This window comes from Pseudomonas sp. TUM25319 (assembly GCF_056388475.1).
In genome coordinates this window covers 1,919,941-1,931,939 of record NZ_CM150751.1, presented here as the reverse complement: position 1 = coordinate 1,931,939, position 11,999 = coordinate 1,919,941, and the positions used below count along the sequence as shown (strand labels likewise).

The 11,999-nt window shown below is 61.6% G+C and carries 22 protein-coding genes; 10 read left to right on the top strand and 12 right to left on the bottom strand.

Going from position 1 to position 11,999, the window contains the following annotated elements:
- Nucleotides 1–8 precede the first annotated feature (8 nt).
- The 8 genes from AC05QJ_RS09060 to AC05QJ_RS09025 are packed head-to-tail and all read right to left on the bottom strand — an operon-like array spanning nucleotide 9 to nucleotide 4,673.
- Nucleotides 9–587 (bottom strand): hypothetical protein, encoded by a 579-nt coding sequence (locus AC05QJ_RS09060; RefSeq protein WP_476746530.1) that lies wholly within the window; start codon nucleotides 585–587, stop codon nucleotides 9–11.
- A 2-nt stretch (nucleotides 588–589) separates the two neighbouring features.
- Nucleotides 590–907: a hypothetical protein gene (locus AC05QJ_RS09055; RefSeq protein ID WP_476747898.1), complete on the bottom strand. Its 318-nt coding sequence runs from the start codon at nucleotides 905–907 to the stop codon at nucleotides 590–592.
- Nucleotides 904–1,179 carry a phiTE_015 family protein gene (locus AC05QJ_RS09050; protein ID WP_476746529.1) on the bottom strand — a complete coding sequence of 92 codons (276 nt, stop codon included), beginning with the start codon at nucleotides 1,177–1,179 and terminating at the stop codon, nucleotides 904–906. The genes AC05QJ_RS09055 and AC05QJ_RS09050 overlap by 4 nt, the downstream gene beginning before the upstream one ends.
- Nucleotides 1,176–2,477: a tyrosine-type recombinase/integrase gene (locus tag AC05QJ_RS09045; protein WP_476746528.1), complete on the bottom strand. Its 1,302-nt coding sequence runs from the start codon at nucleotides 2,475–2,477 to the stop codon at nucleotides 1,176–1,178. The genes AC05QJ_RS09050 and AC05QJ_RS09045 overlap by 4 nt, the downstream gene beginning before the upstream one ends.
- Nucleotides 2,474–2,899 carry a VRR-NUC domain-containing protein gene (locus AC05QJ_RS09040; protein ID WP_476746527.1) on the bottom strand — a complete coding sequence of 142 codons (426 nt, stop codon included), beginning with the start codon at nucleotides 2,897–2,899 and terminating at the stop codon, nucleotides 2,474–2,476. The genes AC05QJ_RS09045 and AC05QJ_RS09040 overlap by 4 nt, the downstream gene beginning before the upstream one ends.
- Nucleotides 2,896–3,192: a DUF1364 domain-containing protein gene (locus AC05QJ_RS09035; protein ID WP_476746526.1), complete on the bottom strand. Its 297-nt coding sequence runs from the start codon at nucleotides 3,190–3,192 to the stop codon at nucleotides 2,896–2,898. Before AC05QJ_RS09035 ends, AC05QJ_RS09040 begins: the two co-directional genes overlap by 4 nt.
- A 15-nt stretch (nucleotides 3,193–3,207) precedes the next feature.
- The gene (locus tag AC05QJ_RS09030) at nucleotides 3,208–3,900 is read right to left on the bottom strand and encodes a replication protein P (RefSeq protein ID WP_476746525.1); all 693 of its coding nucleotides are present in this window, start codon (nucleotides 3,898–3,900) and stop codon (nucleotides 3,208–3,210) included.
- Nucleotides 3,897–4,673 carry a DnaT-like ssDNA-binding domain-containing protein gene (locus tag AC05QJ_RS09025; RefSeq protein WP_476746523.1) on the bottom strand — a complete coding sequence of 259 codons (777 nt, stop codon included), beginning with the start codon at nucleotides 4,671–4,673 and terminating at the stop codon, nucleotides 3,897–3,899. Before AC05QJ_RS09025 ends, AC05QJ_RS09030 begins: the two co-directional genes overlap by 4 nt.
- 196 nt (nucleotides 4,674–4,869) lie before the next feature.
- On the opposite strand from AC05QJ_RS09025, the gene AC05QJ_RS09020 reads away from it, so the two are divergent.
- On the top strand, nucleotides 4,870–5,088 hold the full coding sequence (locus AC05QJ_RS09020; RefSeq protein WP_476746522.1) for a hypothetical protein: 219 nt from the start codon (nucleotides 4,870–4,872) through the stop codon (nucleotides 5,086–5,088).
- Here AC05QJ_RS09020 and AC05QJ_RS09015 read toward each other — a convergent pair.
- On the bottom strand, nucleotides 5,035–5,292 hold the full coding sequence (locus AC05QJ_RS09015; RefSeq protein WP_476746521.1) for a hypothetical protein: 258 nt from the start codon (nucleotides 5,290–5,292) through the stop codon (nucleotides 5,035–5,037). The genes AC05QJ_RS09020 and AC05QJ_RS09015 overlap by 54 nt on opposite strands.
- Nucleotides 5,293–5,368: 76 nt before the next feature.
- Nucleotides 5,369–5,584, bottom strand: a complete 216-nt coding sequence (locus AC05QJ_RS09010) for a Cro/CI family transcriptional regulator (RefSeq protein ID WP_476746520.1) — start codon at nucleotides 5,582–5,584, stop codon at nucleotides 5,369–5,371.
- An 83-nt stretch (nucleotides 5,585–5,667) separates the two neighbouring features.
- On the opposite strand from AC05QJ_RS09010, the gene AC05QJ_RS09005 reads away from it, so the two are divergent.
- Entirely contained in the window at nucleotides 5,668–6,405 is a 738-nt protein-coding gene (locus AC05QJ_RS09005; protein ID WP_476746519.1) for a LexA family transcriptional regulator, read from the top strand.
- Between the two features lie 78 nt (nucleotides 6,406–6,483).
- Here AC05QJ_RS09005 and AC05QJ_RS09000 read toward each other — a convergent pair whose 3' ends face one another.
- Both AC05QJ_RS09000 and AC05QJ_RS08995 read right to left on the bottom strand, forming a co-directional pair.
- On the bottom strand, nucleotides 6,484–6,663 hold the full coding sequence (locus tag AC05QJ_RS09000; RefSeq protein ID WP_476746518.1) for a hypothetical protein: 180 nt from the start codon (nucleotides 6,661–6,663) through the stop codon (nucleotides 6,484–6,486).
- Between the two features lie 449 nt (nucleotides 6,664–7,112).
- A complete protein-coding gene (locus AC05QJ_RS08995; protein ID WP_476746517.1) occupies nucleotides 7,113–7,316 on the bottom strand; it encodes a hypothetical protein in 204 nt (67 codons plus the stop codon).
- Nucleotides 7,317–7,327: 11 nt separating this feature from the next.
- Here AC05QJ_RS08995 and AC05QJ_RS08990 point away from each other — a divergent pair, with 11 nt between their 5' ends.
- The 8 genes from AC05QJ_RS08990 (at nucleotide 7,328) to AC05QJ_RS08955 (ending at nucleotide 11,940) form a co-directional block, all read left to right on the top strand.
- Nucleotides 7,328–7,501: a hypothetical protein gene (locus AC05QJ_RS08990; protein WP_476746516.1), complete on the top strand. Its 174-nt coding sequence runs from the start codon at nucleotides 7,328–7,330 to the stop codon at nucleotides 7,499–7,501.
- A 248-nt stretch (nucleotides 7,502–7,749) separates the two neighbouring features.
- Nucleotides 7,750–8,133 carry a response regulator transcription factor gene (locus AC05QJ_RS08985; protein ID WP_476746515.1) on the top strand — a complete coding sequence of 128 codons (384 nt, stop codon included), beginning with the start codon at nucleotides 7,750–7,752 and terminating at the stop codon, nucleotides 8,131–8,133.
- Nucleotides 8,134–8,151: 18 nt separating this feature from the next.
- A complete protein-coding gene (locus tag AC05QJ_RS08980; protein WP_476746514.1) occupies nucleotides 8,152–8,463 on the top strand; it encodes a hypothetical protein in 312 nt (103 codons plus the stop codon).
- Nucleotides 8,464–8,544: 81 nt separating this feature from the next.
- Nucleotides 8,545–8,937 carry a hypothetical protein gene (locus AC05QJ_RS08975; RefSeq protein ID WP_476746513.1) on the top strand — a complete coding sequence of 131 codons (393 nt, stop codon included), beginning with the start codon at nucleotides 8,545–8,547 and terminating at the stop codon, nucleotides 8,935–8,937.
- Between the two features lie 56 nt (nucleotides 8,938–8,993).
- Nucleotides 8,994–9,470, top strand: coding sequence for a hypothetical protein (locus tag AC05QJ_RS08970; RefSeq protein ID WP_476746512.1), 477 nt, complete (start codon nucleotides 8,994–8,996; stop codon nucleotides 9,468–9,470).
- A 115-nt stretch (nucleotides 9,471–9,585) separates the two neighbouring features.
- Entirely contained in the window at nucleotides 9,586–10,173 is a 588-nt protein-coding gene (locus AC05QJ_RS08965) for a DUF1566 domain-containing protein (RefSeq protein WP_476746511.1), read from the top strand.
- 57 nt (nucleotides 10,174–10,230) lie between these two features.
- Complete coding sequence (locus AC05QJ_RS08960; RefSeq protein ID WP_476746510.1) at nucleotides 10,231–10,584, top strand: four helix bundle protein; 354 nt, start codon at nucleotides 10,231–10,233, stop codon at nucleotides 10,582–10,584.
- A gap of 198 nt (nucleotides 10,585–10,782) precedes the next feature.
- Complete coding sequence (locus AC05QJ_RS08955) at nucleotides 10,783–11,940, top strand: RNA-directed DNA polymerase (RefSeq protein ID WP_476746509.1); 1,158 nt, start codon at nucleotides 10,783–10,785, stop codon at nucleotides 11,938–11,940.
- Nucleotides 11,941–11,999 lie beyond the last annotated feature (59 nt).

Sequence of the window (11,999 nt, the reverse complement as noted above, 5' to 3'; positions counted from 1 at the left end):
ATTTGATGTCAAGCAGCAGTTTTGATCGCCAAGCCTTCGTTCACCAGGATGATTTCTGCCTCGTCCAAGGCCTCCTCTTCCATATCATCGAGGACATCCTCGATCGCCTTCCTCCAGCGCCGCCGGGTCCGCTCCGGACGCGCTTCGGGATCCCAGCGGTTGATGTCGTAGAACTCAACTGGCAGCACGATCATGTCGCTGGAGCGCTTGCCATCGGCACCCTTGAGCTTAGGAATGGCCCAGGCCGTCACCGCGTTGACGATGAACAGATGAGGCGCGCGGGAGGCGATCAATGGATGCAGCCTACCGATGGACTGAACCTTCCGTGCCTTGTGGGTGCTGTACTTCGCCACCAGAACATCCCAGTGCCGTGGCTTCAGTTGGCTATGCAGGCGAGCGAAGACCCAGCAATCGGCGTCACGCCTGGTGATGCTGCCTTCCTCGATCGAACGGCCAAGAGTGGCCAGGTCTCGCCCGTCCGCCCTGCCCGGCTCGTACAACTTCTGCCAGGCCTGCTTGCTTGTGTTGTCGATGGCCTCGGCAGCCAGGGCCGAAACGACCGCTGCGAGCACGCTGCTGTAGATCATGGTCAATCCCCCGTGTAGTTCGAGCCACCCGCGCCCAGGCGGTTGGCTCCTTGATATGTCGCCTCGGGCCCAGTGGCGCGAGGGTTTCGCAATTCATTGATCTGCCGCTCCAGGGCCTGCAGCTTGAAGCTGAGCTGTGTCACCAGCTCTTCCACCGGCAACGCGGATCCGGTCAGGGCCTCGACCCAACCGGATGCGTTGCACTGGACGCAGGCCATTTCGTGGAACACGCCCTTGATGACCGCCGCACCGCGGCACGCCGGGCACCGGGCCAGGTCGATCCGCTCCTTACGGAATGAAGGGCCGTGCTTCTTCATCAGTCGACCACCTTCAGGCCTTGGGCCGTCAGTGACTTTTCCGCGACTTCGCGAGCCCAGGCCGCGTCTGGATCGCCCATCAAGACGGGGAAAGGGTTGGTGACACGCAATGCCTTGAGACTGGCCTGCCATGCCCACCAGGCCGCCTGCACATTGGCCGCGTCCAGATAAATCATGTGGATCGCCGAGCCGCGGACACCTTCACCGCACTGGCGAACCTGCTCCTCGACGAATGCGGCCTCGAAATCGGCTCGGCTTTTGTCGGTATTCGTCATTTGGAATCCTCGCCTTTTACGGTTTCCTGAATAGCCTTGAAACCCGCTCCATCTGCCGCCTCGGCAGCGTTTTGCGAATTTCCGTTTCTTCCATCTATCAACCCATGAATCGCGGTGAACCCAGCCGCATCTAACCGCTCATGCCACTTCTCCAGGGCTTCGCGCTTCAGCTGTTCAGCATGGGTGTGGATGTAGGTCTGCACGTTCCGGGTGAGCGTGTGGTTCACCAGCATCTCGCCAATGAGGTAGTCCACGCCCAGATCGGTCCAGGCGGTCCGGGCAAGCTTGCGCAGGTCGTGACTGGTCCACTCGCCCTGACCCAAGCGGGTGAACACGGCACATGCCTGGCCTTCGCTCATCGGCTTGCCGCTCTTGGCTGGGAACAGGTACACGCCCTTGTAGCCGCTGCCGGCCTGCCACTCCCGATACCGCTTCAGCAGCGCAACGACTTGCGGGGTCAGTGGCAGGCGGTGCTCGCACCTGGTCTTCGTGTTCTCGGCGGGGATGAACCACTCGCCCATATCGGCCAGCGTGAAGTGCGGCCAGGTGCTCTGGCGGCTCTCCCCGACGCGGGTGCCGTGGCACAGCATCAGGGTGGCCAGCATCACTCCCGCGGGGTCGGCGTCGAACCGGTCAGCCAGCAGGCCCACGAGCGGCTCAAGCTGCACACCACGCAGCCGGGCCGCCTTTGGCTGCACGCGAGCCTTGGTGAAGTCGGTGAATTTGAAGCCTGCAATCGGATTGCCGGCGATCATCTTCAACCGCTCGGCCTGCCGGAACGCGACCACCAGAACGCCCCACAGCAGGCGGACATAGGACAGGGACAAATCCTCCTGCAGCGGCCACATCACGCGCTCATCTAGGGCGGATCGCGTAGCCTCGGTCACAGGCAGGTCGTTGAGGCGCGGCTTCAGGTGGCACTTGATCGCCGAGCTGGTCGTGGCCCGGCGCTTGCGGGAAAGGCTACGGTCGCGTGATTGGCGGTCCGAGTACCAGGCCAGCAACTGGCCGACAGTGGCCAATTCGCCCGCCGAGGCCGAGGCATCAGGATCGACTGCCAGGCGCGCCCGGATCTGCGGCAGGACTCCGACGAGGCTCTTGAACGGCAGCGCGGGATAGCCGCCGATCTTGCTCCACTTCCTGCGGCTCACAAGGTACCAAGTCGCTCGCTCGCGATCCTTGGCGAACCGCAGGTACAGGCCAGGGTATCGAGGGTCACGCAGATCGCGAACGGTCGACCCCGTAGCCTGCCGGCGAATCTCGGCATCCGAGAGCGCGACCGCGCAACAGCCGCTCATGCCGCCACCGTCACGGGCAGCGCCATGTAGGCCCGAAGGCACTCCATCGCATCGAAATGGCCTCGGCACACAACGGCGAGGTAACCCTGCTCATTCAGACGGCCGATGCATGCGTGCTGGCTCAGCGAGACGGGCGCTGGCTCGATGGTGGCTTTAAACTCGATGAACAGCCCGAAATACCCGCCGCGAGCCATCGTGAGCTGCAAATCAGGGATGCCCGCCTTGACGCCCTGCTTCTTGAGGCGATAGGCCTCAGCCTTGCCGCGATATCCACCGTTTGGGGTGTGGTGCAGATGGACGAACACTTCCGGGTAGCGCAGCTCGATCTCTTTCATCAGCGCCGCCTGCTCCTGGCCTTCTCGGTCGTCGCGCTTGGCACGCTTCGGCTTGGCGCGAAAGACCTGCATCAATGGCTTGGTCATGCCTTCACCAACCCTTCCCGGACGAGCAGGTCCTGAGTTCGCATGACGCCTTCGGCGTGCAGTTGGCGGGCCTCTTCGTGGCTGACAGCCTGGCGCCGCCCATCAATCACGTCGTGGCAGGAACTGCATGACCACGCTCCCTGCAGGTCGTTCGGCTTTGATCCGACCCCGCAGGTGCCGGCCAGTCGGTAGTGAGCGAGCACCGTGGTCTCGGGGTTGCCGTTGCACACGCCGGGGATGCGCACCTGGCACTCCCGGCCACGGGCGGCTTTGGTCAGCTTCGTTTGGCGCATGTGCCTTCTCCGGTATCAGACTTGAGCATGTTGAAACCTCCCGGCGCGCAGGGCCGCGAGCGCGGCTCGGCCAACTTCGGGAGTCGAGCGCGACTTCACTTCGGCTGGTAGTGCCAGAGGCATCTTGAGCAGAGGCTCGCCGGCGGCCAGACGCCGAACAGCGATGGCGTAATTCCGCTCGAACAGCTTCGCACCGAGGTCGCGGGCCAAGGTGTTCAGGTTCTCGAAACCACACTCCTTGGCGGCGTGCCATACCGCGTCATGACTCCACTCAGCACGACCCGCCATCGCCGGGTGAGCATTGCGACAGGCCTCGCGGAACGCCGCAGCAGGCGGCGGAAGACCCAGCATCTCGGCGGATGGCTGGCACCACTCGATGAACGTGCCCGGCGACGGGATGAAGTCCTTGCTCAACTGGCGGGCGCGCATCAGGCCGAACTGCAATTGCTCAGTGCGATTGATGCCGGCTTCGAAGAACGCCAGCAGCCATTGCTGCTTCGACGCCTTGTAGGCCTCCTTGTCCGGCCAGGCCTGTCTCCAGCCGCTGCAGATCGCTCGCAGGTCTCGAAACAGCCCGTTAATCACGATTGCGGTTTGCCGATTCAACTCCGCCCGAACTTCCTCGGGCAGCCTTTCGCCGGCGGCGATGAGCTGACCAGACTGGACCTTGGCCCAGAGGCCATGGGCGATAGCGGATGCCTGAGTCATGACGCGCCCTCCTGTAGCCAACTGGTGTCTTCATCGTCGTAGGCGCCAGGAGCTTCGCTGCGCAGCGGAATCACCTTGGCACCGGCCGCCCGATCCCGCTGCACCCAGGCCACCAGTTCGGCGACCCACTGCACCTCGGTCATGCAGATTCCCGAAGCGGACTTGAGCATCACGAACTTCGCAGTGGCGGCCTGGGTGAACGCTTCGACCGGGATGCCGGCACGGGTTGCGTAAGCCTTCAGGGTTCCGGCGGGTGGCTCCCAGTCGAGGGTCATTTCGAGCGCTGCGCCGGGCTCGCGCGGTGGGGGGGTATTACTTCCTTTCCCTTCCCCTTCCCCTTCCTTTCCGGGGGTGAGGCCTCGACCATCGCTAGACGAGTCTTCGCCGAGACCTCGACGATCGTTCGGCGAGTCGTCGTCGCTGGGTGGCTGCCCTGCTGTAGAACGCTCGACGAACTCGGGGTGCTTGTAGGTGGGGCGGTCGATCTTCTGGTGATGCCACCCATTGACGTGTAGGTACTGCTTCGACGAGTGCTCGTAGAGCGAGATCAGTCCGTTCGACCGAAGCTCGACGAGCATTCCCTCAACCTGCGCCGAGGTGATGTCGTCGCCCGGGAAGACCAGTGCCTTGAGGGTCTTTGCCGACATCGGGTGATTGCCCGCGTCGTCGCAGAAGTTCCAGATGCCGATGAACAGGAGACGAGCCAGAGCCGAGCACTCCATGACCTGCTCGCTCGTCCAGAACTCTGGCTTGATGGTGCGGATGCGGGCCATTACCGGTTCCCTCCGCCGGGTACGAACTGACGCGACAGGTTCTGCGCATAACCAAAACCTGACGCGGCAGCGGTATTGCTTGCGTCGCAGTGGATGTGCATAATCAACCTCGTTGATGTGTTGAAGAGACCGCCCTGCCAGGCGGTTTTTTTATGCCTGGGATTCAGGCGTTACACCGAAGGCCTTGGAGGCCAACATGAAACGGTTGAAGGATGCATTCGCTCGCTGGAAGGCCAAGCACTGGGATGAAGAGCTGCGGATCCACGACAGCGAGCACTTCTCGATGATTGGGTTCGACCGCCCTCCCCTTCGACGGGCTTGGGACCAACACAAGGCCGTCATCAAGCAAGTCGGCGGCTGGTTACTTGCCCTCGTCGCCGGCGCGCTCATCCTCAAGCTGCTGGGCCTGGCGTAAGCGCCCCGATCGAACGGCGTCGGCGGCTCGATCGAGGAACACCAGGCGGTCTTCGTCCGGAAGATCCGGATCGAAGCTGACGTGTGTCACCGGGAACGTCTTGTTGACGCCGCGCCGGCAGGTACCCATCGCGACGCCCGCGGCGACGCACAACGCACCGCCGCCAAGACCGAAGGCTGCAAAGAGCATGAGGTCGACCACCATTTCGTTCTCCTACTGTTCAAATTCACAGGTGTGTTGTTCATCTACTGGCGCAGTGCCAGTGAATGGATAATTCAAATCAAGCGGCAGGCGTGCCATCACCAGACGGATACAGATCTGGCCTCAAGTCATGCCGTGAGACGCCAGTTGCTTTCTCGATGGGGATGGCCTGATGCGCTGGAACTCCTCTGGTTTTCCAGTAGGAGACGGCCATAGGCGTTACCCCCAGCAGATCAGCCAGAGCCCGGCCCGTACCGGCCGCCCTTATCGCGCGCTCAAGTGGGGTGGCTTGCATAAACATTCCGCCTCAGGCGAATAAACATATCTCAACGATACGTTTATTTAATAAACACCGCAACCTACGTAAACTTTGTGTTTATGAAAATTGAACATTCAGGCGATCGCCTCAGGCAGTTCACATCCCAGAAAAGCCTGGCCCCCTCATGGCTGGCCGAGAAATTCGGCGTTTCCGCCCAGGCCCTGAACAACTGGTTCGGGCGAGGGGTGCCCAAGAAGGACCTCTACCGGGTCAGCCGAGAGCTGGGTGTCAGGTTTGAATGGCTCGAGAGCGGCGCAGGTCAGCCGACGATGGACGAGCCTGTCGGCATCCGCGACAGAGATGCTTCCAGCGAGCTTTTGGATATTGATGCTTGGGACGACCAGTCGCCTCTTCGCGATGACGAGGTGTGGATTCCGTTTCTGGAAGAGGTTCAGCTGCACGCGGGGGCTGGCGGTTTTGCTGTCGAAGAAAGCCCGACTGACCGGCTGCGATTTTTTAAGCACGACCTCAGGCGTAACGGGGTTCAAGCAGCGGACGCCAAGTGCGTGGTAGTCAGCGGCAATAGCATGCTCCCCGTGCTGCGGGACGGGGCTACAGTCGGCGTAAACACTGCCAAGCGTTCGATCCGTGACGTGGTTGACGGTGAAATGTATGCAATCAACCACTCTGGCCAGCTCAGGGTGAAGCAGGTTTATCGGCTACCAAGCGGCATTCGTCTACGCAGCTACAACCGGGACGAGCATCCCGACGAGGATTACACCTTCACCGAAATTCAAGAGCAGCAGATCCTCATCATCGGCCACGTGTTTTGGTGGGCCATGTACTCGCGGGTCTGACCCTCCCGCCCCTCACAAACCCGGCCTGGCGCCGGGTTTTTTTGTGTCTCCGTTCGCCTCAAGCCAGATCTACCCCCATCAAAATAAACAAAAATAAACATTTTGAGTTGACGGACCTGTAAACATCGCGTTTACTTCGACCCATGCCGGATCAACACCGGCGGGCAGCTTCGGCAGCCACCGCTCTTTACCACCGATGGGAACCTCGCGGATCGATCCCGGCAACGGCACAGCGCGAGCAACAAATTCGATCCCCATGCCAGCTCTGGAACTGGCGAACAGACCGCATTGCCTCTACCGGCGACCGGCGTCAGACAGCCCCGAAAGGCTGCCCACGACAGGGATAACCCTGTACGGCTGACGAAGGCGAAATGCCTGAACCGAGTGAATGACCCGGCAAGCGATGCGCCCCGCGAATCCCAGCGGCAGAAGGGAGAGACACCGAACTGAATTAGCGGCTCCGATAGCCTCGGCTGGAGCCGCCGGACCTCATGCACCCTGCCCCATCCAATCAGGGCACCAGAGCTGTAGCGTGCATGTTGTAAGGACCTGCGATCCATGGCGAACAGGCACTGATTGCCGCCATGAGGAGGAAGCTCGAAGCCCACACCGACGAAGCCTGACCTGCAATCAGCGGCGGGGATATGGCACCTGACATCGCTGACGCAATACCCCGGCCTGTCGCCAGTAGCGAGGCCGGGATTGGATCAGGAGTTTTCCTCGTCTTCCGCACGCAACTCGGCGGACTGCTTGATGCCAGCTCTCAACAATTCAATCAGGCCTTCCGCTTCGCTTGGATGCAACACGATCACCTGCTCTCCAATGCTGTGATCGTATTGCTTGAGACAGATATCGAAGTTCTCGCCAACGTAAACCTCAACGCCCAGTTTCGGGCTGATCTTTCCAACCATGGAACGCTCCCATGCAATTTACCTATGAAGTGAAGGGTGAAATGTACCTCTACAAGGGGCCTCGGGGCCATGGAGGGATCGCCTATTCCGTAGAGCAGATCAGGCAGAACCTGTCACGCACCTACGGGGAGAGCGGTTTCTCGCTCGTCCCGCTGAAACAAACAACCAGCGCCACGTCAGCCTGACGTTAACTGCCGGCGAAGCATGGCCAGCTTGGAGAAATTGGCCCGCGTCGAGACTGCGAAAATCGTCCAGTTCGACCGAGGCGAAAGCCCCATAGAACACTGGAGCCGGACAGCGTAACCGGCCCGATTCACCTGGTTCCCCATCACCAGGCTGCATCGGAATCCGCTCGGTGCTCACGCCTATTGTCATGGCCTCTGAACTGACTGCCGCCGAGCGGCTTACCAATGCAGCCACCCCGAGGATCATCATGGAAACGATAACCACCGGCACATGGATGGGCCACCTCGGCCGTGGGCTCGCCCCTCGCGAGCTCGAAGCCCTGCTGTGTGTCGCCCAGGGCATGACCACCAAGGAAATTGCCCGTCACATGAGCATCGCGCCGGGCACCGCCGCCAACCGCATCGACACGGTGCTGTTCAAGCTCGATGCCCGGCGCCGCGCCGACGCGATCGCCAAGGCCATCAAGGGCCAGATCATCAGCCCGATGTGCTTCCTGCTCGCCGGCCTGATCGCGATGCACGCAATGCTCGACGACAGCGACCCAATGCGGCGCGACCGTCGAGTGCCAGAACGCCGTACCGCTCAAGTTCGAATCGTTCGAAAGGCCGAGGCCTTCGAGCATCACGCCTGACCCCTTGAGGACCACCCAATGCAAATCGGAGCACCTATCCCGGATCCGCGCCTGCAAGTGATGGCTGAGCTGAATGCGGCCATCGACAGCTTCTTCGCCGCCGGTAAGCAGATCAACGAAATCCCGGCCGGCATCAGTGGCGAGGGCGAACCGAACAACCCGCACCAGCGCAAGCAGCGGGCCGCGCGCCAAGCCGATGCACCGATGGTGCGCGATCTTGTTGCCCAGGGCATGAACGCCTACCAGGTTGCCGAAGCGATGAAGACCAGCCACACCCGCGTACGACTGATCGCCCGCGAGAATGGGATCAACCTGGGCGGGCCGTCGTGAGTCGCAGAATTTCCAACCGCGTCCGGCATGGCCGGCGCCAGCAATTCATTCATCTGCCGCCAAGCGGCTTGAGAGGCGCCAATGGCGAAGTCTCAGCGAGAGCGGAGCGAGGCGTCCGCGCTGAAGAAAAAGGCGGCGGGAGAGAAGGAGCTTCGACACAAGGTTCGACCAGGCATCCATCAGGCTCTGGATCGTGTCAAAAAGCGGGCTCAGATGTCGATTACCAGCGAATTGCTGCAGGTCGCCATCATGAAGATGGACTTGATGAGCGACGAAGAGCTGGCCGTCTTCACGAAGTATCCGCGCCACGAAATCCTACTTAGCGAAAGTGTGGCGCGCAGGTTCAATGACGAAAGCGTCAAATCGATTCTGGGCAATCCTGACCAGGACGAAGACGACGAGATCGAATCGCCGAAACATTTTCCCCACGGCGAGCAGCAATGTAAAGCCGCCCAGCTCGACATCCTGAACTGAATCAATCACACGACCGCATCCAGCCATGGAGGGCGGCGATCACCCTGGAGAAACCCATGACCCAAGCAAATCAGCAAGTCATCGCCGCATCCGAACTGCCAGCGCTCGGCCAACCACTGCTGGGCGGTATCTTCGCCGCACGCTACTGGCTGAACGGCCAAGAGCGCGCCCTGATCCTTCCTGCCGACGAATTCGAGGGAGCCTGGGGAGAGCGTGGCGTCGAGATTCCCGGCGCCAGCAGTTACAGCGACGGGTACGCAAACACCGTGGCGATGGCCGAGGCCGGCAGCGAGATCGCAAAGAAGGCGCTGGAGCTGGATGCCTACATCCCTTCTTGCCTCGAAGGGCAACTGCTGATGGCGGCCAAAGCCGATGGGCTAGTGACCCTGCGCGAAGATCGCTTCCACTGGATGAGCACGCAGTACTCAGCCAACGGCGCCTACCTCATGGACTTTGAGAATGGCTGGCTCAACCTCGACGTCAAGAACGGCGTGCGTCTCGTGCGCCCCGTCCGCAGCCGAATTATCCAGTAATTCACCCCTTCATTCCTTTCCCTAGCAGGCGATTCCGGGTTCGTCAGGACGACGATCAGACCAGAAGCACGCCGGGAAGCGCCGGCCGCCTGCACCCTATTCACAGGAGCACCCCATGCAAGCGAATCAACTGACCACCTACACCCGCGGGGACCTGACAATCACAAGCCCTAACCATGAGGCAGTGCTGAAGCTGGCAAGCCTCGCCGTTTCTGAAGCGCCAGCGCCCTCCGCAAGTGGCATCCCGGCAATCGGCGATTACTGGCCTGGCGAGGGTGGCGTGAACGGAGGACTCTTCCCCGGCGATGGCAAGCCGTACTACCTGATCGTGCCAACCGGCGCCGATGCCGAGGCCAAGTTGGAGTTCGGCAGCTACGGCAAAGAGTCCGAAGGTGCGGCAAGCGCACATGACGGCATGACCAACACCGCCGACCTGGTCGAGACCGACGACGACTACCCGGCTGCACGGTTCTGCGCGAAGTTCGAGCGAGACGGCCACAGCGACTACTACCTGATGGCGCGCCGCGAAGCCCAGTTCCTGGAGATCACCGTGCCGAAGGTGTTCTCCAAGGGCTATCACTGGACGAGTACGCAGTCCTCAGCCAACAGCGCCTACCTCATGGACTTTGACGTTGGCTGGCTCAGCACCAGCGGCAAGGACGGCGAGCGTCTCGTGCGCCCCGTCCGCAGAAAATACTTCTGATACTTCAATTCTTCATTCATGGGCGCCTCGGCGCCCTCGCTTTTCGAGGAGGCCAGGATGGCCCTGCACACGGATCTGGAAATCCACAAGGTTGCTGAAGAGCTGCTCGGGCTTGCGCTCGACCTGGTGAGGAACATCCCGCGAGATCTGAAACAGGTCGTCGGCTCGAAGATCCGCGACGAGTGTCTGCAAGTGCTCGTGCTGATCGGCCGGGCGAATATGAGCCGGGACCGACTCAACCATCTCAACCAGCTGCTCGAAAGCGTGTGGATGCTGAACTACCTGCTGCGCGCCCTCACCAACAAGGGCTTCATCAGCAGGGGGCAGCACGCCACGGCAATGAAGCTCACGGCCTCCGTCGGCCGGCAGGCCAACGCCTGGAAGAAATCCGCAACCGCGCCCGCTGCTTGAGGGCCAAGGCCCTTCTGCCTGTGCGCTGAATCTGGTCGTGCCGCTGATCTGTGATCACCGCCATGCGCACCACGGAAACCACCGGCGAATGCCGGGAGGTCCGGCGCAGTTACCGGGCTGAGCAATCGTCCCGGCGACGTAGATAGCACGACAGGTCGCAGTACTCAGCCAACAACGCCTACAACATGGACTTTGAGAATGGCTGGCTCAACAACAACGACAAGAACAACGAGCGTCTCGTGCGCCCCGTCCGCAGATTCACCCGTTGCAAGCTTCACCTTCGAGGAGCTGGCCCTTGCCTACTACGACTGCCGTCGGCACAAGCGGAACACCGCGAGCGCACGGAAGTTCGAGCAGGACATGGAGACCAATCTCCTCGACCTATTCGACGAACTCCAGGCTGGAACCTACCGGCCTGGCCGATCCATCTGTTTCGTGGTCACCCGGCCAAAGGCCCGCGAAGTGTGGGCCGCAGAGTTTCGCGACCGCATCGTCCACCACCTGCTCTACAACCGCATCGGTCCCGCCATCGAACGCAGCTTCATAGCGGACAGCTGCGCCTGCATCCCAGGTCGCGGCACGCTGTACGCCGGTAAGCGGATGGAAGCGAAGATCCGCAGCCAGACCCAGAACTGGTCGCGCCCGGGCTTCTACCTGAAGTGCGACCTGGCGAACTTCTTCGTGTCGATCGACAAGCGCGTGCTCGCCGGGCAGCTAGAACGGCGGATCGCCGATCCGTGGTTTCGAGCCTTGGCACTGCAGGTGCTCTGGCACGACCCACGCGACGACTACGAGATCCGCAGTCCAAGGCATCTGTTCAATGGGGTGCCGCAGCACAAGCGGCTCACGACGCAGCCTGCGAACCTTGGCTTGCCGATCGGCAACCTCTCCTCGCAGTTCTTCGCGAATATCTACCTCGATGCCCTGGATCAGTTCTGCAAGCACACGCTCGGCGTGAAGCACTACATCCGGTACGTCGACGACTTCGTCCTACTGCATGACTCGCCGCAGCAGCTCAACGAGTGGCTGTTTCGGATTGAGCAGTTCCTGCCCGGGCTGGGCGCCAAGCTCAACCCCACGAAGACAACCCTTCAGCCAATCGACCGGGGCGTGGACTTCGTCGGGCATGTAATCAAGCCGTGGCGGCGCACCACCCGTAAGAAGTCCGTCGCCCAGGCATTGAAGCGCACGGCGGCGGTACCGGCAGAGAGCCTGCGCGAGACGGCCAATAGCTACTTCGGACTTCTCGGCCAAGCCAGCCACAGCCAGCGGGATCGCGCCGCACTGGCCAACCTAATTCTTCGCCGCGGGCATGTGGTCAACGGGGACCTCACGAAGACATACCCGAAATGCTGAATCGGGCCATAAAATGACCCCGGCCATCGTTTTGCAGGTCGCCCTGGCGGGCCGAGCGT

Excerpts from the sequence above, each read along its gene's own strand:
- AC05QJ_RS09060 (WP_476746530.1), bottom strand. The coding sequence starts at position 587 with ATGATCTACAGCAGCGTGCTCGCAGCGGTCGTTTCGGCCCTGGCTGCC.
- AC05QJ_RS09050 (WP_476746529.1), bottom strand. The coding sequence starts at position 1,179 with ATGACGAATACCGACAAAAGCCGAGCCGATTTCGAGGCCGCATTCGTC.
- AC05QJ_RS09045 (WP_476746528.1), bottom strand. The coding sequence starts at position 2,477 with ATGAGCGGCTGTTGCGCGGTCGCGCTCTCGGATGCCGAGATTCGCCGG.
- AC05QJ_RS09040 (WP_476746527.1), bottom strand. The coding sequence starts at position 2,899 with ATGACCAAGCCATTGATGCAGGTCTTTCGCGCCAAGCCGAAGCGTGCC.
- AC05QJ_RS09035 (WP_476746526.1), bottom strand. The coding sequence starts at position 3,192 with ATGCGCCAAACGAAGCTGACCAAAGCCGCCCGTGGCCGGGAGTGCCAG.
- AC05QJ_RS09030 (WP_476746525.1), bottom strand. The coding sequence starts at position 3,900 with ATGACTCAGGCATCCGCTATCGCCCATGGCCTCTGGGCCAAGGTCCAG.
- AC05QJ_RS09025 (WP_476746523.1), bottom strand. The coding sequence starts at position 4,673 with ATGGCCCGCATCCGCACCATCAAGCCAGAGTTCTGGACGAGCGAGCAG.
- AC05QJ_RS09020 (WP_476746522.1), top strand. The coding sequence starts at position 4,870 with ATGAAACGGTTGAAGGATGCATTCGCTCGCTGGAAGGCCAAGCACTGG.
- AC05QJ_RS09015 (WP_476746521.1), bottom strand. The coding sequence starts at position 5,292 with ATGGTGGTCGACCTCATGCTCTTTGCAGCCTTCGGTCTTGGCGGCGGT.
- AC05QJ_RS09010 (WP_476746520.1), bottom strand. The coding sequence starts at position 5,584 with ATGCAAGCCACCCCACTTGAGCGCGCGATAAGGGCGGCCGGTACGGGC.
- AC05QJ_RS09005 (WP_476746519.1), top strand. The coding sequence starts at position 5,668 with ATGAAAATTGAACATTCAGGCGATCGCCTCAGGCAGTTCACATCCCAG.
- AC05QJ_RS09000 (WP_476746518.1), bottom strand. The coding sequence starts at position 6,663 with ATGGGGATCGAATTTGTTGCTCGCGCTGTGCCGTTGCCGGGATCGATC.
- AC05QJ_RS08995 (WP_476746517.1), bottom strand. The coding sequence starts at position 7,316 with ATGGTTGGAAAGATCAGCCCGAAACTGGGCGTTGAGGTTTACGTTGGC.
- AC05QJ_RS08990 (WP_476746516.1), top strand. The coding sequence starts at position 7,328 with ATGCAATTTACCTATGAAGTGAAGGGTGAAATGTACCTCTACAAGGGG.
- AC05QJ_RS08985 (WP_476746515.1), top strand. The coding sequence starts at position 7,750 with ATGGAAACGATAACCACCGGCACATGGATGGGCCACCTCGGCCGTGGG.
- AC05QJ_RS08980 (WP_476746514.1), top strand. The coding sequence starts at position 8,152 with ATGCAAATCGGAGCACCTATCCCGGATCCGCGCCTGCAAGTGATGGCT.
- AC05QJ_RS08975 (WP_476746513.1), top strand. The coding sequence starts at position 8,545 with ATGGCGAAGTCTCAGCGAGAGCGGAGCGAGGCGTCCGCGCTGAAGAAA.
- AC05QJ_RS08970 (WP_476746512.1), top strand. The coding sequence starts at position 8,994 with ATGACCCAAGCAAATCAGCAAGTCATCGCCGCATCCGAACTGCCAGCG.
- AC05QJ_RS08965 (WP_476746511.1), top strand. The coding sequence starts at position 9,586 with ATGCAAGCGAATCAACTGACCACCTACACCCGCGGGGACCTGACAATC.
- AC05QJ_RS08960 (WP_476746510.1), top strand. The coding sequence starts at position 10,231 with ATGGCCCTGCACACGGATCTGGAAATCCACAAGGTTGCTGAAGAGCTG.
- AC05QJ_RS08955 (WP_476746509.1), top strand. The coding sequence starts at position 10,783 with ATGGCTGGCTCAACAACAACGACAAGAACAACGAGCGTCTCGTGCGCC.